The sequence below is a fragment of the Mongoliitalea sp. genome (assembly GCF_054166905.1).
Genome location: NZ_JBSZCK010000033.1, coordinates 46,814 through 68,657 on the forward strand (window position 1 = coordinate 46,814; position 21,844 = coordinate 68,657).

22 protein-coding genes are annotated in these 21,844 nt (G+C 38.8%); 12 read left to right on the forward strand and 10 right to left on the reverse strand.

From position 1 onward, the window contains the following. Position 1: 1 nt before the first annotated feature. Both ACXIUD_RS12110 and sdaAA read left to right on the forward strand, forming a co-directional pair. The gene (locus ACXIUD_RS12110; RefSeq protein WP_458052907.1) at positions 2-955 is read left to right on the forward strand and encodes an FKBP-type peptidyl-prolyl cis-trans isomerase; all 954 of its coding nucleotides are present in this window, start codon (positions 2-4) and stop codon (positions 953-955) included. 98 nt (positions 956-1,053) lie between these two features. Beyond that, positions 1,054-1,962, forward strand: coding sequence for an L-serine ammonia-lyase, iron-sulfur-dependent, subunit alpha (sdaAA, locus tag ACXIUD_RS12115; protein ID WP_458052908.1), 909 nt, complete (start codon positions 1,054-1,056; stop codon positions 1,960-1,962). On the opposite strand, the gene ACXIUD_RS12120 is transcribed toward sdaAA, so the two are convergent. The 4 genes from ACXIUD_RS12120 to ACXIUD_RS12135 form a co-directional block, all read right to left on the reverse strand. After that, the gene (locus tag ACXIUD_RS12120) at positions 1,951-2,409 is read right to left on the reverse strand and encodes a hypothetical protein (protein ID WP_458052909.1); all 459 of its coding nucleotides are present in this window, start codon (positions 2,407-2,409) and stop codon (positions 1,951-1,953) included. The genes sdaAA and ACXIUD_RS12120 overlap by 12 nt on opposite strands. After that, a complete protein-coding gene (locus ACXIUD_RS12125) occupies positions 2,406-3,317 on the reverse strand; it encodes a calcium/sodium antiporter (RefSeq protein ID WP_458052910.1) in 912 nt (303 codons plus the stop codon). The genes ACXIUD_RS12120 and ACXIUD_RS12125 overlap by 4 nt, the downstream gene beginning before the upstream one ends. Before the next feature lie 9 nt (positions 3,318-3,326). Then, a complete protein-coding gene (upp, locus tag ACXIUD_RS12130; RefSeq protein ID WP_458052911.1) occupies positions 3,327-3,977 on the reverse strand; it encodes a uracil phosphoribosyltransferase in 651 nt (216 codons plus the stop codon). Between the two features lie 64 nt (positions 3,978-4,041). After that, positions 4,042-5,334, reverse strand: coding sequence for an OmpA family protein (locus ACXIUD_RS12135; protein WP_458052912.1), 1,293 nt, complete (start codon positions 5,332-5,334; stop codon positions 4,042-4,044). 233 nt (positions 5,335-5,567) lie between these two features. Here ACXIUD_RS12135 and ACXIUD_RS12140 point away from each other — a divergent pair, with 233 nt between their 5' ends. The 9 genes from ACXIUD_RS12140 (at position 5,568) to ACXIUD_RS12180 (ending at position 13,677) form a co-directional block, all read left to right on the forward strand. Next, positions 5,568-6,419, forward strand: coding sequence for a M20/M25/M40 family metallo-hydrolase (locus tag ACXIUD_RS12140; protein WP_458052913.1), 852 nt, complete (start codon positions 5,568-5,570; stop codon positions 6,417-6,419). Between the two features lie 85 nt (positions 6,420-6,504). Beyond that, a complete protein-coding gene (gene hpt, locus ACXIUD_RS12145; RefSeq protein ID WP_458052914.1) occupies positions 6,505-7,032 on the forward strand; it encodes a hypoxanthine phosphoribosyltransferase in 528 nt (175 codons plus the stop codon). A 24-nt stretch (positions 7,033-7,056) separates the two neighbouring features. Next, positions 7,057-7,629 (forward strand): adenylate kinase, encoded by a 573-nt coding sequence (locus ACXIUD_RS12150; protein WP_458052915.1) that lies wholly within the window; start codon positions 7,057-7,059, stop codon positions 7,627-7,629. Between the two features lie 78 nt (positions 7,630-7,707). After that, positions 7,708-8,703, forward strand: a complete 996-nt coding sequence (gene obgE / locus ACXIUD_RS12155) for a GTPase ObgE (RefSeq protein WP_458052916.1) — start codon at positions 7,708-7,710, stop codon at positions 8,701-8,703. A gap of 71 nt (positions 8,704-8,774) precedes the next feature. Further along, positions 8,775-9,359, forward strand: coding sequence for a nucleotide exchange factor GrpE (locus ACXIUD_RS12160; RefSeq protein WP_458052917.1), 585 nt, complete (start codon positions 8,775-8,777; stop codon positions 9,357-9,359). A 6-nt stretch (positions 9,360-9,365) separates the two neighbouring features. Further along, the gene (gene dnaJ / locus ACXIUD_RS12165; protein WP_458052918.1) at positions 9,366-10,472 is read left to right on the forward strand and encodes a molecular chaperone DnaJ; all 1,107 of its coding nucleotides are present in this window, start codon (positions 9,366-9,368) and stop codon (positions 10,470-10,472) included. 60 nt (positions 10,473-10,532) lie between these two features. Continuing rightward, positions 10,533-11,438 carry a DUF4097 family beta strand repeat-containing protein gene (locus ACXIUD_RS12170; RefSeq protein ID WP_458052919.1) on the forward strand — a complete coding sequence of 302 codons (906 nt, stop codon included), beginning with the start codon at positions 10,533-10,535 and terminating at the stop codon, positions 11,436-11,438. Positions 11,439-11,474: 36 nt separating this feature from the next. Further along, positions 11,475-12,374: an ABC transporter ATP-binding protein gene (locus tag ACXIUD_RS12175; RefSeq protein ID WP_458052920.1), complete on the forward strand. Its 900-nt coding sequence runs from the start codon at positions 11,475-11,477 to the stop codon at positions 12,372-12,374. After that, positions 12,367-13,677 (forward strand): ABC transporter permease, encoded by a 1,311-nt coding sequence (locus ACXIUD_RS12180; protein WP_458052921.1) that lies wholly within the window; start codon positions 12,367-12,369, stop codon positions 13,675-13,677. The genes ACXIUD_RS12175 and ACXIUD_RS12180 overlap by 8 nt, the downstream gene beginning before the upstream one ends. Positions 13,678-13,712: 35 nt before the next feature. Here the strand turns inward: ACXIUD_RS12180 and ACXIUD_RS12185 are convergent, their stop codons facing one another. From ACXIUD_RS12185 to ACXIUD_RS12195, 3 genes are read right to left on the reverse strand one after another with little or no spacing between them, the layout of a single operon-like run. Beyond that, positions 13,713-14,159 carry a UPF0158 family protein gene (locus ACXIUD_RS12185; RefSeq protein ID WP_458052922.1) on the reverse strand — a complete coding sequence of 149 codons (447 nt, stop codon included), beginning with the start codon at positions 14,157-14,159 and terminating at the stop codon, positions 13,713-13,715. A gap of 56 nt (positions 14,160-14,215) precedes the next feature. Continuing rightward, positions 14,216-14,881: an alpha/beta hydrolase gene (locus tag ACXIUD_RS12190; protein WP_458052923.1), complete on the reverse strand. Its 666-nt coding sequence runs from the start codon at positions 14,879-14,881 to the stop codon at positions 14,216-14,218. Then, complete coding sequence (locus tag ACXIUD_RS12195; protein ID WP_458052924.1) at positions 14,881-15,363, reverse strand: cytidine deaminase; 483 nt, start codon at positions 15,361-15,363, stop codon at positions 14,881-14,883. Before ACXIUD_RS12195 ends, ACXIUD_RS12190 begins: the two co-directional genes overlap by 1 nt. Positions 15,364-15,492: 129 nt before the next feature. On the opposite strand from ACXIUD_RS12195, the gene ACXIUD_RS12200 reads away from it, so the two are divergent. Then, positions 15,493-16,824, forward strand: a complete 1,332-nt coding sequence (locus ACXIUD_RS12200) for a saccharopine dehydrogenase C-terminal domain-containing protein (protein ID WP_458052925.1) — start codon at positions 15,493-15,495, stop codon at positions 16,822-16,824. A gap of 19 nt (positions 16,825-16,843) precedes the next feature. Here the strand turns inward: ACXIUD_RS12200 and ACXIUD_RS12205 are convergent, their stop codons facing one another. Genes ACXIUD_RS12205 through ACXIUD_RS12215 form a run of 3 tightly spaced genes read right to left on the reverse strand, consistent with a single transcriptional unit; the run spans position 16,844 to position 21,807 of the window. Next, complete coding sequence (locus ACXIUD_RS12205; RefSeq protein ID WP_458052926.1) at positions 16,844-17,911, reverse strand: DUF4249 domain-containing protein; 1,068 nt, start codon at positions 17,909-17,911, stop codon at positions 16,844-16,846. A 5-nt stretch (positions 17,912-17,916) separates the two neighbouring features. Continuing rightward, a complete protein-coding gene (locus tag ACXIUD_RS12210; RefSeq protein WP_458052927.1) occupies positions 17,917-20,325 on the reverse strand; it encodes a TonB-dependent receptor in 2,409 nt (802 codons plus the stop codon). 12 nt (positions 20,326-20,337) lie between these two features. After that, positions 20,338-21,807, reverse strand: coding sequence for an IPT/TIG domain-containing protein (locus ACXIUD_RS12215; RefSeq protein WP_458052928.1), 1,470 nt, complete (start codon positions 21,805-21,807; stop codon positions 20,338-20,340). Between the last annotated feature and the right edge of the window lie 37 nt (positions 21,808-21,844).

Consider the following 21,844-nt stretch of genomic DNA (forward strand, 5'->3'; position numbering starts at 1 on the left):
TATGAACAAAGTGTGGACTAGTATAGTGGCATTGATAGTAATGTCATGGATGGGTGCTTGTGTCAGCTCAGAAAGTGAGCTAGAGGTAGCAATTCAAAGGGATATGCAACTGATCCGGGATTTCTTACAGAGAAATAATATAGATGCGATTGAAAGTCAATTAGGATACTTTTATAGAAAAGTTGAAACTAATCAAACAGGTCAACAAATTGTTAACAATGATATTCTAGGAGTGTATTACGAAATTCGAACAATCGATGGTCAATTGATTGAATCCTATTTGGATGAAAATAAACCACCAAGAATCTACGCTCATACGGAATCAGGCTTAGTACCCAGAGGAATAAATTTCTCTAGTGGTATTGCAAGAGAAGGTGAAACGTTAGAGCTATTTATACCTTCTCACCTTGCTTATGGAGGCTACAGCTTTCAGCAACTCATTCAACCAAATACTAATTTGGTGGTTCGAATTAAATTCTCCAATATTTTTACCCAAGCCCAAATCAATGAAATGGAGGTAGGAATGATTGAAGACTTTATTGAGGAACAGGAGTTTGAGGACTTCAGACTAACTGGAGCGGGTCTTTATATCAGAACAGTCACCGAAGGTAGTGGAGACCGTGTCGCTGAAAGCGGAAATTTAGTCCGTTTCGAATATTCCATTGCTCAAATGGATGTTTCTAATCCTTTTGCCAATCTTCCAAACAATGCAAATTCTTTTCAAATCAGGATAAATAATCAAGAAAACCAGGCTTTCTTGAATTTATCCTTGTTGGGCACTAAAGTGGGAGAGGAAATAGAGGTAATTCTTCCATCAAGACTTGGATTTGGAGCGACTACACAAGTGTTTCCCTTTGCTATTAGACAAGATCTTTTTAGTAGAGGATTAATACCAGAGTTGGCAAGGCCATTCGAACCTTTATTATTCAAAGCACGAATAATTTCAATTAACTAACAAAAAGCCCTCATTTGATGAACCAAATGAGGGCTTTTTTCTTTGTTGTAAATACCAATGGAATTGGTGAATTTTACCAAAGAATAAACCCAAATAAGATGAGCTTTTTATTCGATAGCTTCAAAGGCTGGAAACAGTATTGTCTTGATAAAGACATGACCTTGTATGATACAGTCATTGAGTATGAGATGACTCAAAAAAACAAAAAAGAAGAAGATATATGGATTGGCTTAGGCAAAGCCTATCAAGTCATGAAAGAGGCAGTTGACACTGGTCTTGAAGAAGATATGAGTTCTCGGTCAGGGATGATTAATAATGGAGCAAAGAAAGTATATAGACATCCCCTGAGCGTACTGTCCCCAGAATTTCAACGGTTAATATCAAGAGCGCTTGCAGCTAAAGAAGTCAATTCATGTATGGGCCGAGTAGTAGCAGCCCCTACAGCAGGCGCCTCAGGTATTCTTCCAGGCACATTGTACACCTTACAGGAAATCCATCAGCTAGACGATAAAAAAATATTAGAAGGTCTGTTAGTGGGAGCTGGTATTGCTTTAATCATTGAAGAAAAAGCAAGTTTAGCTGGTGCAGTAGGTGGCTGCCAAGCAGAGACTGGTTCAGCAGCAGCCATGGCTTCTGGGGCAATGGTTTATTGTTTGGGAGGTAGTATCGATCAAGTATTCAATGCAGTAGCCATTACAATTCAATGTATGTTAGGACTGGTTTGTGATCCTGTTGCGGGTTTAGTAGAAATCCCTTGCGTTGTAAGGAATGCCAGCGCAGCAGCAATTGCCAATAGCTCAGCACAAATAGCCCTTGCTGATGTAAGTGCGGTTATCCCTGTAGATGAGTGTATCGAAGCTATGGGAGAAATTGGAGCCAGTATGGAAACCCGCTACAAAGAAACTGCTTTAGGGGGATTGGCTGCTACCCTTACAGGACAAGAAATTGCTAAAAGAGTATTAATTCAAGATATTGAGATTTTACCTGATGAAGAATTACCGCAGTAAATCTCCTATAAACGGTATCTCCAAAATATATTGAATGGAAAAAGAGAAGATCACTCCCCAAAACATGGCGCTCAGAAACATATAAAGGAAAATCTTCTCTTTTTTAACATTAAAGGCATTCATGATAACAGTGCCACCTATAGGTGTGAGTAATAGAGGAGTCAAAGTCGCCACTCCTAATACTCCATATTTTCTCCAAACAGTTACAATTTTTCGGGTTTTAGGGCTAAAAACTTTTTTCTTTTTAGACACCCCAAGCTGCCAATTGGCACGAAACCAATCTCCTAGCAAGGTAATAGAAAAAACCGTGGTCATCATACCTCCGACAGTAACAACCAACATTTCTAAAGCACTCAATCCTGCGGCCAAGCCAAGTACAGGCCCTGCTATGAATTTAAAAAGAGTAGCAATGTAGATCACAAAGACTTTGAGCACATATTCAATCATAGTAGCAGGAAAATATAAACGAAATATACGCAAAGGAGTAAGCCGCCTTCCCACCGCTTGATCAATCTACCAGTTAAAATAATAGGAAACAATAATAATGTAATACCCAGCATCCACATATAATCTTGAGTCAAAAATGTATCAGAAACAGGAATAGGTTGTACAATACTGGTAATACCAAGAATAGCCAACACATTCATTATATTGCTGCCAATCACATTCCCAATAGCAATGTCAGTCTTTTTGTTTAGACCAGCTATGATGGAAGTAACCAACTCTGGAAGACTTGTTCCTATAGCAATCACCGTAATCCCTATAACCCGCTCGGTGACTCCAAAAGTCTGAGCTATTTTTACTGCATTATCAACAAATAAATCTGAACCTAAATAAAGCCCACCTATACCTAATACTAGAAAAATCAGTGATTTAACAAGATTAGCAGGCAACACTTCATCCTCATCAAGCACTCCACTTAATTTTCTAAAAAAATACCAGTTGAGCCCTACCAAACAAATGATAAAGAAAATTCCTTCACCTCTAGAAATAAGTCCATTCCAACTTAATACTATCAACAAGACAGAGGAAATCAGCATCGCAAGATAATCCAATTTGATGACTGATTTTTGAATGGTAATGGGATATAAGATTGCGCTTAGACCTAACACAAGGGAAATATTAGCAATATTAGAACCAACTACATTACCAATAGCAATATCACTGGTTCCTTTTAGGGCAGCATTGATACTCACTAGTAATTCAGGTGCAGACGTCCCAAAAGCAACAACAGTCAACCCAATAAGGCCAGCACTCAATCCAAACTTGGAAGCAATACCCGAAGCTCCTTCAACAAGCAGATGCCCTCCATAGAGCAAAATACCTAAGCCAATCACCAAGAATAAATAAACCACAGCAACAACTTATAATTTTTCACCAAAAGCTAAATCTCCAGCATCACCAAGCCCTGGAACTATATATGATTGTTCATTCAAATGACTATCCAAGGCACAAGTCCAAATTTTAACGGAATAGCCTTGGAGGTGTTTCTGAATATAATCCACTCCTTCCGGTGCTGCGATTACAGCAGCAATATGAACAGTTTTAGGACTTCCGTTTTTGAGCAAGTTTTGAAATGTTTTGACAAAAGACTTACCTGTTGCCAACATAGGATCTATAATGATCACTATTTTCCCTTCCAAATTTGGGCAGGCTTGATACAAGTAATCAATCTCCACAGCATCATCAGAATTTTTGGATTCTACTCTATATGCACCTACAAAACCACTTTCGGCATGATCAAAAACTTCTAAAAAGCCATTAAAAAAAGGCATTGCCGCTCTCAGAACAGAAATTAACACTACATTTTCAGGTAGTGGTATTGTTGTCTTAGCTAAAGGTGTTGCTATTTCCTGAGGTTCATAATCTAAGTCTTTCGAAATCTCATATGCCAACATGAACCCTAACCTTTTCAGATTATGTCTAAAACGCATGCTATCCTTTTGAACTTGACTATCTCGGAGCTCGGCTATAAGCTTATTGGCTATCGTGGGTATGGCTGATAATATAAACATGGCTATAAGGGCATAAAAAAACCCGAAACTAAGTTCGGGTTTTTTCTTGATATTTGAAATCTTATTATTTCACTTCGAAGCTTGTTCTTCTTGCAAGCTGTCTCGCATCAGCAGAACGCTTATCTACGCTTGTATCTTCACCGTAACCTTTGTAAGAAAGTCTACCTGCATCGATACCTGCTGCAATCAACAAGTCGTAAACTGATTTAGCTCTTCTTTCAGATAACTTCATATTGTAATCCTCTGGTCCTAACTCATCAGCAAAACCTTTGATTTCAACATTTACACCTGGATTTCTCTTCAAGAAATTAGCTACATAGTTAACAGAAGAAGAAGAATAACCTAGTGGCTTAGCACTATCGAATGCGAAGTAAACGTTTACATAGCCTTCGTTGATTGCTTTCTTGAAGTAATCAACTTCTTTTACTTCCTCAACAGGACAACCATTGTTAGATGCCGGACCTGGAGCGAATGGACACTTGTCTAAGTGATCAGGAATACCGTCACCGTCAGAATCCAATGTTCTACCAAATGAATCAACTCTAGCACCAGCAGGAGTATTAGGTTCTTTGTCTAAGTAATCAGGAATACCATCTCCGTCAGAATCTTTCAACATGTCCTTAATTTCGCCGATTTGCTGAGCAAGTTCTTCTTTAGTAGCATACTTATCAGCAGCAATGTACCAATCAGCATGTGTGTCTTTGCTGCCTAGATAGAACGTCAAACCTAAAGTACCTGTCCACCATGAAGCTGCTGGACCAAAGAAACCATTGTTGTTACCGCCAGTCATTGTAGAAGGTACAATTGCAGAATTTCCGTCAAAGGTAACTGTTTGTCTACCATTAGAGATAGTTGTAATATCACCTGTCAGAGCAACTCTCTCAGATAATTTTACTTGACCAGTGAATCCCAACATAATGTTGTATACTCTGTCAGTAAAGTCATTAAACTGGTTTTCTTGTGGTCTTACATTACCAAATCCACCACCAAGGTGACCTAGTAAGCTAAATCTTCTTGTGAAGCTTTCCCAACCCATAATTCTACCTAAATTAGCAACACCAGAAAGGTTAGCTCTAAAGTAGTTGGTTGAGAAGGAAGGGCTATTGCCGCTTGCTTCAGAAAAAGAACCGAATCCGTAGTCCACTTTGGCTCCGAATTTCTCATTGAACATGTATCTAACACCAAGGTCAGCATGTCCAATGTTTAAAGTAGGAGAAAGGAAACCAGCAGTCAAAGGTGCCATTGGTTTATTAAATCCTCCATTTACTTCGATGGACCACTTATTAAAGTCGTCCTGTGCATTCGCACCAATTGCAAGCGTACTTGCGATTAATGTTGATAGTATGATTTTTTTCATAATAAAAAATTTTTTTTCAGATTTTGAGTGTTTAATTGATTTGATTTCAGATTTACAAGCTTTAAACTAGATACAAATGTATAGGAATAATTTAATAATTTAAACTTTATCAAAAATCTTTTCGATTTTCGAATATAATTTAAGTTTCACAAACTTTAACATAAACTATGCCAACTGATCAACTTTTGCATGAATTAGCGAAAATTAAAACTACCTCAGGGGACGAATCATCTATGAGTGATTTTTTAATTAACTATATCCATAAACGCATGTCAAGCTTTAAAGTTTTGCCAACTGTATATTTTGGTGAAAATTTTCATGATTGTCTCCTTTTAAAATTTGGGAATCCACGAACTGCTGTTTTTGCACACATAGATACTATTGGTTTCATGGTTCGATATGAAAACCAATTAATCCCTGTGGGTGGACCAGAGGCAGAATCTGGCTATATCTTGGAAGGTGAAGATGAGATGGGACCTATCCAATGCAAACTTATTGAATATGATGGAGCATTGTTTCATGACTTCCCCAGAGCTATCGCTAGAGGAACCAGATTGTCATTCTCAAATCCATGGACAATTGATGAAGAATTTATTTCTGGACCTTATTTAGACAATAAGTTGGGTATATATAATGCATTGAAACTATGTGAAACAATGGAAGATGGCTGGATTGTATTTTCTACGTACGAAGAACATAGCGGTGGCAGCGTCCCATTTTTGCTTCAGTTTATTCAAAAGACAGCACCCATCAAGCAAGCATTGATTTCAGATATCACTTGGGTGACGGATGGAATTCAGCATCATGAAGGAGTGGTGATTTCGATTCGTGATAGATATATCCCAAGGAAGAAATTCATGGATAAAATTATTGCCCTCGCCAAAAAAAGCGGCATACCCTTTCAATTAGAAGTGGAAGCAAACGGAAGTTCTGATGGTAAGGAAATTCAATTCTCTCCCTTTGCTGTTGATTGGTGCTTTATTGGAGCTCCAGAGGACCATGTACATAGTCCTCATGAAAAAGTTTCCTTAAAAGATTTGAAATCGATGATAGCAATGTATCAATACCTTGTAAAACATCTATAAGTTATTAGCAGATAAAAGTAACGAAGGGCTTCATTTTTTTTTATATTTGTAAAGCCCTTTGGTTAAGGGCTTTTTTATTTAATGTATGATCACAATTAAAGATAAAGAATTCCAACCATTTATAAACGCTGATAACATTCAAGAGCGCTTGTTCACACTTGGCACTGATATCACCAAAGATTACCTAGACAAGACACCTTTATTAATAGGTATATTGAATGGTTCATTTATGTTTTTATCCGATCTTGTGAAATACATTTCCTGCCCGATCGAGGTTTCATTCATTAGGGTAGCATCCTATCATGGTACAGCATCTACGGGGGAAGTGAAATCAATAATGGGTTTGAACACTGATATAAAGGGAAGGCACGTGATCATCGTGGAAGACATTGTGGATACAGGCTTAAGTATGAAGAAAATTTTGGAAGAATTGGAGTCCATGCATCCTGAGTCTATTTCAGTGGTTACCCTTTTGCTAAAACCAGAAGCATTAAAATATCCAATAGACTGTAAGTATGTAGGATTTGAAATCCCCAACAAATTTGTAGTTGGGTATGGCTTAGATTATGATGGCTTAGGGAGAAATCTTCCTGAAATATATCAATTAAAATAAGTAGCAGCAGAAAAATAAATAGGCATGATCAATCTTGTATTATTTGGCCCTCCAGGAGCTGGCAAAGGGACCCAAAGTGAAAAAATCATTGAAAAGTTTCATTTAACTCACTTATCTACAGGTGATTTGTTCAGAAAACATCTTGGCGAAGGCACAGACCTTGGAAAGTTGGCACGTACCTATATGGATAAGGGCCATCTGGTTCCAGATGAGGTGGTGATTAGCATGGTGGAAGATAAATTGACCACTACGAAAGAAACTAATGGATTTATCTTTGATGGTTTCCCTCGCACGGTTGCACAAGCTGATGCCCTTGATCAATTGATGGAGAAAATTGGTTCTCAGATTTCAGGAATGATAGCTCTGGAAGTTGATGAAGAGATTCTAAAAAATAGAATAAGAGAACGTGGAAAAACCTCTGGAAGAGCCGACGACCAGGATGAGGAGAAAATTCAGACAAGGATTAATGTATATTTGGATGAAACACTACCAGTGGCCTCTTACTATGAGAAACAAGGGAAACTCACCAAAATTAATGGTGTAGGAGAAATCGATGAAATCTTTCAAAACATCAGTAAAGTTCTTGAAAGTTATTAATCTTTAAATAATTTGTATCTTTGCAGAGAAAATTGGCTAAGCTCATACGCTTAGCCATTTTCATTTAAACCTATAACCGTGGCAGATTCAAACTTTATAGATTATGTAAAATTCTGTTCCCGTTCGGGAGCAGGAGGGGCAGGCTCTGTCCATTTTAGAAGAGAAAAACATGTGCCCAAAGGTGGGCCTGATGGGGGTGACGGGGGAAGAGGTGGTCATATCATTCTTCGCGGAAATGCTCAACATTGGACACTTTTACACCTAAAATATAAAAAGCACGTCATTGCCGAAGAAGGGAAAAATGGAGAAGGTGGCCGAAGAAAAGGAAGAGATGGAAAAGATATAATTTTAGATGTACCATTGGGAACTGTGGCAAAGGATGCAGAAACTATGGAGGTCCTCTTCGAAATCACAGAAGATGGTCAAGAAGTAATTTTAACCCCTGGCGGAAGAGGTGGTCTAGGTAATGATCACTTTAAAACTGCCACCAATCAAGCCCCTCACTACGCCCAACCCGGAGAACCTGGCATAGAAGAGTGGATAGTCCTAGAATTAAAGCTCTTAGCAGATGTTGGATTAGTAGGATTTCCTAATGCGGGAAAATCAACACTTTTAGCTTCTATTTCAGCTGCAAAACCTGAAATAGGAGACTATCCTTTTACTACACTAGTCCCCAATTTAGGGGTGATATCGTACCGGGATGATAAGTCCTTTGTTATGGCAGATATCCCAGGGATTATCGAAGGGGCTGCTGAAGGTAGAGGATTGGGTTTACGCTTCTTAAGACATATTGAGCGCAACTCTATTCTATTATTCATGATTCCAGCTGATGCTGACAATATTCAGCATCAATACGAAATTTTATTGAGTGAATTAGAGCAGTACAATCCTGAATTATTGGATAAAAAGCGGATTCTTGCCATCACCAAAGCTGATATGTTAGATGAAGAGTTGATGAATGAAATGAAAAAAGATATCCCAAAAGATATCCCATCCATATTCATTTCTTCTGTCAGTCAGTTCAACTTAGACAAACTAAAAGATCTTCTATGGCAGGCAATTACTAATGATTGAATGCCACTTTGTCAGATTGTAAGGGATGGCAAATGAATTGAGAAAGGAAATTGAGTAAAAATAGCAATACGATGGAAAAAGATATCATGAACGAAGAGCACGTAAATTCAGCTACCAAAGAAATGAACGAACAAGAGAATGTTACAACTGAAAACGTTTCTTCCAGTGATTCTTCCAATACAGCAGAAGAAAACACAAACGTTTCAGAAATAGAAAAACTTCAAGTAGAAGTTGCCGACGCTAAAGACAAATACATCCGTCTTTATTCTGAGTTTGAAAACTTCCGAAGAAGAACAGCCAAGGAAAAACTTGACTTAATCAAAACTGCCTCAGAAGATGTTTTAAAAGAAATTATCCCTGTAGTAGATGATTTTGAGAGAGCATTCAAGGCAAGTGAGTCAGAAGATAATGCTTCAAACGTAAGAGAGGGAAATTTATTGGTTTTCAATAAGCTGGTGAAGGTACTGGAAGGTAAAGGTTTACAGGCTATGACTGATATCATCGGAAAACCGTTCGATGCTGATACTCAAGAGGCAATCACTCAAATACCTGCTCCTACCGAGGACCTGAAAGGCAAGGTAATTGATGTTGTAGAAAAAGGATATACCCTTGGAGACAAGGTAGTAAGATATGCCAAAGTTGTAATAGGAGCTTAAGAAATCATGGCAAAAAGAGATTATTATGAAGTATTGGGCGTAAGCAAAAGCGCTAGTGCTGATGAAATCAAGAAAGCTTATAGAAAGCTTGCGATCCAATATCATCCCGACAAAAATCCGGACAATCCAGAAGCTGAAGATAAATTTAAAGAAGCAGCTGAAGCCTATGAGGTATTGAGCAATCCGGATAAAAAGGCACGTTATGACCAATTCGGACACCAAGGCCTTGGTGGTAATGGTGGTTATGGCGGCGGCGGCATGAACATGGAGGATATCTTCTCACAATTTGGAGATATTTTTGGTGGAGGAGGATTCGAATCTTTCTTTGGAGGAGGCCGTTCTGGCAGGCGTACAAAGAAAGGCACCAACCTGCGTGTAAAACTCAAGTTGAACTTGAAAGAAATTGCCAACGGGGTTGAGAAAAAAATCAAAGTAAAAAGACAGGTCCTTGCAGAAGGGGTTACATTTAAAACATGCCAAACTTGCCAAGGAACAGGTCAGGTCAAAAAGGTGGTCAACACCATGCTTGGCCAAATGGTATCTGCATCACCTTGTCATGTCTGTGGGGGCAATGGTCAAATTGTAGATAAAAAACCAGCCGAGGCAGATCCAAGAGGACTTATTCTAAAAGAAGAAGTTATTGCTATCAATATCCCAGCGGGGGTAGCTGATGGGATGCAACTCAGTATGTCCGGCAAAGGAAACGAGACAGCAGGTGGAATACCTGGTGACTTATTAATCGTTATTGAAGAGGTAGAAGATGAAATACTTCAAAGAGATGGCAACAATGTAGTATATGATTTATATATAAGCTTTGTAGATGCAGCATTGGGTGAGCAAATTGAAGTCCCTACCATTGATGGAAAAGTAAAAATCAAAATTGAGCCAGGTACACAGAGTGGTAAAATCCTACGCTTGAAAGGAAAGGGAATCAAAGACCTCAATGGATATTCTAGAGGCGACCAATTAATACACGTAAACGTCTGGACACCAAAGCAGTTAAGCAAGGAAGAGAGAAGTATCTTAGAGGGATTAAAAAACTCCGACAACTTCAAACCAGACCCAGGAAAATCAGAAAAGAGTTTCTTCGACAAAATGAAGGAGTTCTTCTAAAAACAAAAGCCGGATTTATTTCCGGCTTTTTTGTTAGATTTAGCAAACCTTTACACCCAATTGCCGTTTCTGATAGTTATGTTGAATAAGAGTATCTTACTAATTGGTCTGCTGATCGGCGTACTTTCAGATCTGCAAGCACAGATTACTAAGGATTTTAAAATCATAGAAAATCAGGGATTTAATCTGGTAGTCCTCGACTTCAACGTATATAAGGGTATCTCAAATATCAAACGAGAGGTGGGTTCAGACCCTTTGCATATACATTCTCACCTTGCGAAGGTCAATATATTACCTTCTTTTTCCTACCAAATTCGAAATCAAACCATGCACGCCAATCTCATTCACCGCAATGTGGAGTCTGAAAGTCTTGGCAAATCTCTTTCTTATAAACTATTCCCAAGCAGCAATGATGATTTTGGGCACCGATGGAATATTGACTTAAACTCCAACTTTTTATATGATCTTAACCTAAATTTCGGAGTAGGGGTTGCGAATATTGATTTGTCTCAGATACCTGTATCCAATTGTAAAATCCGTTCCACGAGTGCTGACATCAATTTTGATTATAGCAAAAAAACAGCTAATTCAGTCAAAATGGATACGCTATCTGTTACTATCAATATGGGCAATCTAAATGCTAAACAATTGAACCTATTCAATGCAAAGCAGATGAATTTTGAAATCAATTATGGTAGTATGGACCTCAATTTTACGGGAGTAATGAACGAGCGAACCCAATTAAATGCAGTGGTGGGGGCTGGAAAAATTAATTTAACACTACCCGATGAAAGTCAACCATACATTGTAAAAATCAAATCTACTGCCATGTGCCGTACCTATGTCCCCAAACATTTGAAAGATATAGGCAACAAAACTTACGTGAGTAAATCTTTTAGAGAAGATGCACCCAATCTTATGGAGCTAACTTTAGATGTTTCTGTTGGTTCTGTTACCTTAAAGTAGTAATTTTTAGCCTTAAAAGAAAAACCTCCGAAGGCATTGAATATCCTAGAAACTCACCAACTCCACAAGTCTTACGCAAACACCACAGCTCTTCATGGCGTGAGTATATCAATTCCTCAACAAGGAATTTTTGGTCTTTTAGGGCCAAATGGAGCAGGAAAATCCACCCTAATTCGAATCATCAATCAAATCATTGAGCAAGATCGTGGGGAAATATTCTTTCAAGGCGAACCTTTACAACCTAAGCATATTGCTAATATCGGCTACCTACCCGAAGAAAGAGGTTTGTACAAAAAAATGAAAGTATGGGATCAACTCGTCTTTTTTGCAAAACTGAAAGGAAAATCAGATCAGGATGCCAAAACTCATGTCAATAATTGGTTGAAAAAATTTGACATCCAACATTGGCGCAATAAAAGTATAGACGAGCTATCGAAAGGTATGGCCCAAAAAATTCAGTTTATCGCCACAGTCATTCATGAGCCTCAATTGCTGATTTTAGACGAACCTTTCTCAGGCTTTGATCCAGTGAATGCTGAGCTGATCAAAAATGAAATTCTAGAGCTCCGGGAAAAGGGCATGAGCATCATCCTGTCGACGCATCGTATGGAATCTGTAGAGTTACTCTGTGATACTATTGCCCTCTTGAATAAGTCTGAGGTTATTTTACAAGGAAAGCTACAAGATGTCAAACAAACATTTGCGAGAGATAGGTATCAAATCAAAATCAAACCATTTTCCGGTCAATTACCAGAAGGTACAGTTATCAAACTGGATCAAGATATTTTTACGCTGGAAATTCACCTACATGGTCTGCAGACAAACGAGTATTTGCAAAAAGTAATGCTCATGGGAGAAGTAATAGAATTTTCAAAATTGATTCCTACTATGGAACAAATATTTATCCAACAAGTCAAAACCCTGAGCCATGAATAAAGTCTGGTTAATCATTCAGCGCGAATACCTCTCACGGGTACAAAAAAAATCTTTTCTTTTAGCCACCTTATTAACTCCACTCATATTTCCTGCGATTATAGGCCTATTTTTTTGGATAGCCTTGGAAGATATGGATAAGCCTTCGCTCAGAATCATCGAAGTAGTAGACGAAAACAACTTTTTTTTCATTGAAAGTTCAGAGCAATACGCTTTTTCATTTTCAAATACTTCTTTAGATGATGCAAAAGCCATGGTTCAAAATGGAGAACGCTATGGGTTATTACATATCCCGCCAATTGATTTAACAAAACCATCAGGTTTTACATTTTACACCATGCAAAGCCCAAGTATGGGTATCACTTCCTTTGTAGAAGCCAGCCTCAAAAGAAGAATTGAGGAGCAACGGCTGTATGAAGCTGGTTTTGATCCAAAAATTCTAGAAAGTTACCGCACCAAAGTATCGGTTCAAAACATTACCTTCGACAAAAAAGGAGAAGAAAAAATCAGCAGTGCCACGGTCAATTATGTCATTGGATTTATGACCGGAATCCTGATATATCTCTTTATCTTTTTGTATGGCAATCAAATTATGCAAGGCGTCATTGAAGAAAAATCCAGTCGCATCGTCGAAATTTTAATCTCATCACTTAAACCATTTCAACTAATGCTGGGTAAAATAGCTGGTATTGGAGCGGTGGGACTCACCCAATTCTCCATTTGGGTAATTCTTATAGCAGGCTTATCATCTGTAGTAACCGGTTATTTTGGTCAAAAAATGCCCCAACAAGAACTCATGGAACTACAACTCGAAAACACTGGACAATCACTTGAGAGCCCCAGTGAATTTGTAGAAATCATTCAGGTCATTCAAGGGATTGATTTTGTATCAATCATTCTTTTGTTCACTTTTTACTTTTTGGCAGGATACTTACTCTACGGAGCTTTATTCGCCGCCATTGGTTCAGCTGTAGACAGCCCATCGGAGGCTCAGCAATTCGTTTTCCCCATTACCATTCCCTTAATCATTTCATACATGGGACTCTTTGTATTTGTACTCAACGATCCAGAAAGTCAGGTGTCTTTTTGGCTTTCCATTATACCGCTGACATCCCCGATTGCCATGATGGGCCGTGTTTCCTTTGGTGTGCCTTGGTGGGAGCTGCTCTTATCTATGATCTTATTGATTGGTGGATTTTTAAGTACCACTTGGCTTGCAGGAAAAATTTACCGAATTGGCATCCTAACACACGGTACCAAAGTCAACTACAAAACTTTATGGCGCTGGGTGCGCTCTTCTCATTAAAAAAGACGAAGGGAGCTCAAAAGCTCCCTTTTCTATTATTCCTCTTCCTCTGAGTAGTTGTAGCTATCTATTTGCTCTTTTACCCAATCCTTATAGCGTGTCAGATGATATTCTTCCCAAAGCCCTTTGTACTTACCAGAATTATTAATTAAAAATTTAAATCCAGTACTGGCTTTTGGCTTGGAGAGCACATTGACTAATTCATCTTGGAATATCTTCTCTTTAACCATACGCTCCGCAAAGTTTTCCATCAACATGTGCTCCTGATTGGGTTCCATTTTGGTAAACTCAGCGTAGTTATCTGGATTATCTTCAATTTCATCTAAGATATCTTCCTCATCAGGAGTCAAATCGTAGTTAAAATAATCCTCATCATCCGGCATGGAATGAATTTTCTTGTTGTCAATTTGATAAAAACATATCATACCTTTTAGCAGCAAGGCTGCCATCTTCTCCACTTCTTTTTCTGAAAGCGCTAACATGAGTGTGGTTATAAAATTTTGGGAAAATTAAGTAAGTCCTTCTAAATATCAAACATTTAACGACTGCTTCCCTCACATTCTTTTGAAAGCAGTATCTCTTTAAACACTTCCATGTTCAACTCATGACCTCCATCAAAACTTTTATAGTTTACAGAAAGGCCCAAAGTGGAAATCAATTCTGCTTGCTTTTGTTTGGATTCTTCAGTAATAAATTCATCTTGAGCCCCTTGAACTACATAAATCTGGCTTTCGCGCAACCTGTTTCCTGCTGCATTCAAATCCAAATCATGTGCAAAACCACCTGACCATAACACCAATGAAGTCACGGGTAGGCTCAACTGTGCGGCCCAACGTGTGGCTGTTGCTGCTCCTTGTGAAAATCCTAGTATATGAATATTAGGCACCTTTTCAAATTTTAAAACTTGCATTTGAAGCACTGCATTAAGGTAACGGTTATTGTTAGCAATGGCCGCCTCCCGCTCATGCTTCGTCATCCAATTGGCCCCAACCCTGCCAGAAAATCCCTGTAAATAGGAGTAATTGGTTGCTTCTGGTGCTAAAAAAAGAATATCCTCTGAAAAAACTGGTTCAAACTTTTTAAGAAAAAAACTGGATAATTGTCCATATCCATGAAGAACTATCCAAATATCTTTTTCACGCCTATTGACCAAATGGGATGTGTAGTAATGAGCTTGATGCTCATATCGGATACTTGCTTTCATTAATCATTCAAATCTTTAAACCTAAAAGGAAGAAAATTCTCAACTCCCTCGGCCTTTAATACGGTATTTTCAGGTGTAAGGATTAGAATTTCTACAGGCTTTTTGAATTTAAGTTCATATTCATTGATCGTTTGTCGACATGAACCACAAGGTGTTACATTGGCTAATCTATCCAATCCCTGCTTTTTTGCGACAATTGCAATCTTCACAGGCGCTTGATCAGGAAAATTACCTATCGCATAGGCTAATGCTGCTCGCTCCGCACACACGCCTACCGGAAAGGAAACATTTTCCTGATTATTCGCAGAAAATATTTCCCCGTTTTCTAGCAAGACTGATGCACCTACAAAAAACTCTGAATAGGGAGCATAGGCTTTTTCCATCAATTCTTTTGCCTTTTCAATCAATGTATTTTCTACGGATGACAACTCTGAAAGATCTAATTCCATCAGACTCACGGTCTGTTCTATTCTTTTTCGCATGCTTCGCACTTAAATGGGATTGAATTAACGAAAAAAACTTAGAAAATGTTAATATATTAATTTAGTTGTGCCTGTATTTTTCACATTCGGTCTTTTTTGACATTTTGCAGAATAATAAAATCGCTGTATATGGAAAAGATCCTCATCATTGGAGCCGGAAAATCTGCTACTTACCTAATTGACTATTTGCTGGCGACTGCCAATCAAAAAAACCGGACAATTATCGTAGCTGATCTTTCACTTGCCCTTGCAGAGGAAAAAATCAAGCAACATCCAAAAGGATTAGCAAAAAGTATGGATTTAAATGATATCGTGGGGCGTAAAAAATTGATTCAAGAATCAGAGTTGGTCATATCCATGCTTCCTGCTCATTTACATCCCATCATTGCAGAGGACTGTTTAGAGTTTGGCAAACACTTTTTTACTGCTTCCTACGAATCAGATGCTCTGAGGCAATTGCAAAGTGATATAGAGAAAAAAGACTTATTTTTTCTCAATGAATGTGGTTTAGATCCAGGAATTGATCATATGTCTGCCATGAAAATCATCGATGACGTCCATCAGAAAGGTTATACCATCCAAAGTTTTAAATCTTTCACAGGAGGGCTGATGGCTCCCGAATCAGATGATAATCCTTGGAAATACAAATTTACTTGGAACCCAAGAAATGTAATCCTTGCAGGTCAAGGAACTGCAAAATATCTAGACAACAATGAGTATAAGTACATTCCGTACCATAAATTATTCGAAAGGTTTGAGAAAATGACGATAGAAAACTACGGCACATTTGAGGGATATGCCAATAGAGATTCTCTAGCCTATCGAGAAGTCTACAACCTTCAAAAAACCCCTACCCTTCTACGAGGCACCCTGCGAAAGGAAGGCTTTTGCAAAGCATGGAATGTTTTTGTGCAGCTGGGAATGACCGATGATTCATTCACTATCAACTTCGAAGACAGTAAACCAACCAAACGTACATTCCTCAATTCCTTTCTTCCGTTTCATGAAACAAAATCGGTAGAAGAAAAACTGACCACATACCTTCCTTGGATTGATGAAGTGATTTTTGAAAAACTATCATATTTGGGTTTATTTTCAAATGAAGCACTCCCACTGACACAAGGAAGCCCGGCTGCTATTTTACAGGCAATCCTAGAGCCTAAATGGGTATTACAGGAGTCTGACAAAGACTTGATAGTCATGCAGCACATTTTTGAAATTGAAACACCAAAAGGAATACAAACACTCACATCAAGTCTGGTGAACCAGGGAATCAATCAAACCTACACTGCTATGGCAAAGACTGTAGGATTACCACTTGCGATTGCAGTTGATCTATTCATGGATGGTGCTTTCCAAACAAGAGGGCTTTTGCGGCCAACAACTAGCGAGCTTTACCAACCTATTCTCCAAGCTTTAGAAAAACATGGAATTATTTTTCAAGAAAAGCTCTTAAATTAATTCAATTTATGTTCTCTCCTTAATTTCTTGGTGGATTCCAATTGGCTGGTGGGTCTACAACTGCACCTGGCACAGTACGGCAATCATCCGGTATAATTCTCGGTGTTTGTAGAAACTGTAAGCGCTCGTTTTCAATGTAAATCTGTTTGGTATCAACAGAAGCTGCTATAAAGTAACCTAAAACGGTTTCATCTGGGTTAGTCAAGCTAATCATATTCCCACGGATATTGGCAGGAGGTTGATCAAAAACACTTCCTGTAAGAGAGACCTGTTGTTCTACAAGTCTTAAAAACCGATGAGCCTGAGCCGAAATGCCTAATTGTTGGATTTCAGCCCTATATGTCCGTCTAAAACGCAATCCATTATCCTCAATAAAAGCCACAGGAAGCCTATTTGATAAGCCATTGAAGTCTTCATCAGAAGCAATGGAAAAGCCTGTAATTCTACTAGGATCTACAAGAAAACAGGTGGCACAGCAATCCTTTGGATTTGGACCACGGGGATTAGTAGGATGATCCGGAGGGAAAGTATGTAGCTCAGGATTAGCTACCACGATATAAGTTCCAGGTGTAGTCCTCCAATAATAAAAATTGGTCTGGTCTGCAGGATCCCGAAAAGAAGCAAGTATTTGTACCCCTGACCTACTCTCCACTCTACTATCTGTAGCTACCTGAACAGATCGATAGCTTAAAGAATCAATAACGGGTACGGGATTGACCATCTCCGGCAAAGAAGTATATTCTTTCCCGTCTTGAAGTGTAATCTGCAAGATATAGGAACGGCCTACTTCTGCCCTAAAAGATCGAGGAGTTTCATATACTCCAGGTTCCATTTCCACCAAAAACGTCACTTCTCCTTGACTGTCACGGACTGCAACAGTAGCTTGGCTAACAGGTCTAATTAAACCTTCAAAAACACTTCCATAAGTATCAGAACGTGTCAAAGTAATCCTATGCGGCCCAAAATCTGTCGTTATGAAGCCATCAACAGTCAATAAGCGCTGTCCTTCAGGTAAAGAAATACGATATGGATCGATACAAGATGAAACCAATAAAATAAGTGCTACAAGTATAAACCGTTGGAACATGTGGATCAGAATTTAAGGGAATAACTCAAGGTAGGCAAAGGAACACCTAAAATAGCCAATCTGTATGCCTGAGGAGGTGAGCCAGCCTGATCGGCAAAGAATATGGAAAATGGATTTTTCCTACCATATACATTCATCACTGCAAATGTCCAATCACCTTCATAAAACTTTCCTTTACCCTTCAATTGAAAGTTTAAGGACAAATCCAGACGATGAAAATCAGGAATTCTCTGTAAGTTTCTGTCTCTAAAGAAGGCTAAAGAATTGCCTGCAAAATCAAACTTTGCCTCCGGAAATGAAACAGGTCTTCCCGTACTGTAGAAGAATGTACCTGACAAGGAGACATTAGAAGCTAATTTATAGTTACCAATCAATGTCAGATCATGAGGCTTATCAAAATTGGCAGGAAACCAATTCCCGTCATTGATTATCTCTTCTTCAAATGGAGTGAGTACTCTCCTCAATGCTCTAGAATAGGTGTAACTTACCCAACCGGTCAATCTCCCCAGGTTCTTTTTAACATACATTTCAACCCCATATGCTTGACCAGTCCCGGGAATAATTTCGGTTTCGAGATTGTTCTGAAGAAGTAAACGCGCTCCATCTTTATAATCCACCACATTTTGGATATCTTTATAATAAACTTCAAATGAAGTTTCAAAAATATTCCCCTTAAAATTTTTGTATAGTCCCAAAGAGTATTGATCGACTATTTGGGGACGGATAAATTCATCACTTAATTTCCACACATCCGTAGGGGCAATAGTAGCGGTATTGGATATCAAATGGATAAATTGGTACATTTTATTATATCCTCCTTTGATTGATGTTTTGGGATTAATGGAATATCTGAAGGAGGCTCTCGGACCGAAGCCATTATATGACTGAATGACTTCTCCATCTGCATAAGTACGTTCCCCAATTACATTGGCTGAACTGATCGGAAGATTGGGGGCATACGAGCGAACAGTCCTAGGACCAAAATACTGATACGTATCATACCGTATGCCATAAGAAAAACCAAATTTCTCCCCAAGCTCAAAATCGTGTTGAAAATAAACTCCAGATTCCCTAGCAAACTCAGGCTGTACAAGCTGAGGCAAAACGCTGACTTCCCCAATTTCATTGGTTCCTGGAATCAACTCTCCAGGGTTGATGGTGATATTTTTGGTATCCGCTCCAAAAAATAATTTGTTTCTATCTCCTAAACTATAAGTAAAATTCAACCGAGCACCTACGTCTTCAATACCTGACTTCAAATCAAAATTATTGATCCCAGATCGATTGAAAATACTGAAATCATAAAGGGTATAAAATCCAATAGCATCCACAAACAATTTTTCAGAAAGCTTCCCATTATAACGGATAGAATGACTGAGATTGGTCCAGGAAATAGTCGTATCTGAGGCCAGTGCAAAATCATCATAGCTGCGATAGAAACTGTAGGTGATGTTATGATTTTCATTGATCTCTCCGTATAGAATCCCATTCACATCATTGAAATTTGCCTGACTAGTCCGCAGGTCAGGATTATTTAATGAATTCAGCAACCAGTTGATGTAAGATCCCCTAAACCCAATCTTTGCAGAAATTTTATCCTTTACTACAGGCCCATTTACTGATAGCTTGCCGGATACTGACCCGGCCATCATGTCTCCACCCCAAGTATCCAAACTTCCCGATTTCGGTGTAATATCCAAAATGGAAGACCCCCTTCCTCCATACCTTGTGGGAATGATCGCTTTGTACAAGGTGAAATCATTGACTACATCAGGATTGAAAGCAGTAAATAAACCAAATAAGTGGGAAGGGTTATAAATTGGTGCTCCAGCAAACATGATAAGGTTTTGATCTGCACCTCCACCTCTGACGTTTAATCCAGAAGAAGCTTCTCCTACTTGAGATACACCTGGTAAGGTGGCAATAGACCGGATAATATCCACTTCACCCAAGAAAGGTGGTAGCTCCTTCAGCGTATTCATATTAATGCTGATAGCCCCCATTTCCGTACTTCGCAAATTTTTTTCCGGGTCCCTCCCAAAAATCACCACATCATCAAGCGTAAAATCTTCTTGAATCATGCTCAAACTGATCCGCCCCTCACCAACGGCTATTATAGGATAGATGATCGTCTCATACCCTACATATCGAAACTCTAGGGTATATTCGGCTCGGTCTAAAACCAGAAAAAAGCTTCCGTTAGTATTGGTCACTTCTGTTTTATCCAATTCACGAATAGTTACCGTAGCACCAACCAATGGCTCTCCTGATATCTGATCAATCAAACGACCGCTGATCCGTATATTCTTCAACTCACCAATATCTCTTCCCACAACGGTGGCCTTTTGCTGACCAAACACCATCCAGGGAACAAATAAGAAGAGTGAACCAATTAAAAGTAAAAATTTCTTCATAGTACCTGCTTATCAATTAAATCCTTTAGGGTCAAACTCCCACATTTCCATAGGGCCTGCCAACTGTAAATCCGCACTTCTCAGAAAGTAAATAAGACCATCATGTAGAAATACACCAGCATTACTGGCCTGAATAATCCCAGGAAAATCATTTTTCAATGCCCAATTCATTGTACTCAAATTAAGCTCCCATATACGGTTGGATCGAAACTCCATACCTATATAGGCTCGACCATCGACCACGATTCCAAATCCACCCGTACCTCCTGGCTGTCCTGGATAATTCGTCACAAAGTTCCAAGAGTCTGTACTTGGGCTGTAAGCAAATAATTCACGAGAATCAGGATTCAAAATGTAAATTTTACCTTCATAAACAAATGATGTGGTAGCTCTAGAAACCCTAAATGGCGTATTATTTACCCTCATCCAGTTTCCTGTAGCTGGACTATACCGATAAGTTTCTCGACCAAAACCATTTTCTCCACCCGCCACATACAATTGACCTTCCAACTCATAGGCTAAAGCATTTGCTTCAACAAAAGGTAGGTCAGGAAGTCTGGTAAAGGAACCATCCGATTCAAGTTTCCAGAAATCAGGCACCAAGAAAAAAGGAAACCTATCCAGTAGAACTGACCCCGAACCAAAATACTGCGTAGAATTAAACGCAAAACGAAGTGGTGTGCCTTCAAAAGGAACTTGTTGCCATTGTTGGGCCAAAACGTCGAATTTCCAAAACTGTGAATTAAAACTTAATCCCCGTTCGGTTCCAAGACCCACATAAAAATCTTTGTCATTTTGAAGAAAAACATTGTTAAAAAGCCTCTGAGAACCTGGAAAATCGCTGATTTTCCTGTATGTTCCTGTGGTGTATTCAAATACTTCGGATACAAGCATTTCCCTTCCTTGACTGATCACTCGAATCCTCACTACAGGCGCTTCTGCTATTGGTATCCTAACAAGAATACGAGACTCAAAATCTATTCCAACGACTTGGCCTTCTGTATTTCCAAAGAAAACCCGAGTATCAGCGGTGAAATTTCTCCCCAAAATATTGATGACCTCTCCAAACTTCCCATTATTGGGCTGTAATCCGGTGGCAGCAGGAGTAAGCGTGTTTAACTCTATGATATTCCCGAACAACATCTCTCCTTCTAAAGAAAGGAATGACTTGACAAAATACTGCTGATCCACTTGCAATCCTGTTGTTTCACCTATAAATCTGCCTGGATTGGTACGCTGGCCCAAAGAAATAATCAAAGGTTGCGTAAAATTTTCATTGGTAGCAATATAAAACCCATGGTCTGAGGCATTGACTGCTTGGGTAGTCAATATCCTACCTAGTAACCGAACACGTTCACCACTAAGGTAAAGCACATCTTCTGTAGCTAGAGAGGTGGTGAAATCTTCTACTTCTTCACAGGAGGAAAAAATACCAAAAATGAAAATCAGGAGTGAAAGTAAGCCAAACGTGTACTTTTTCATCACAATTGTATTAAATGCAGGGCTAAAATTAAACGAA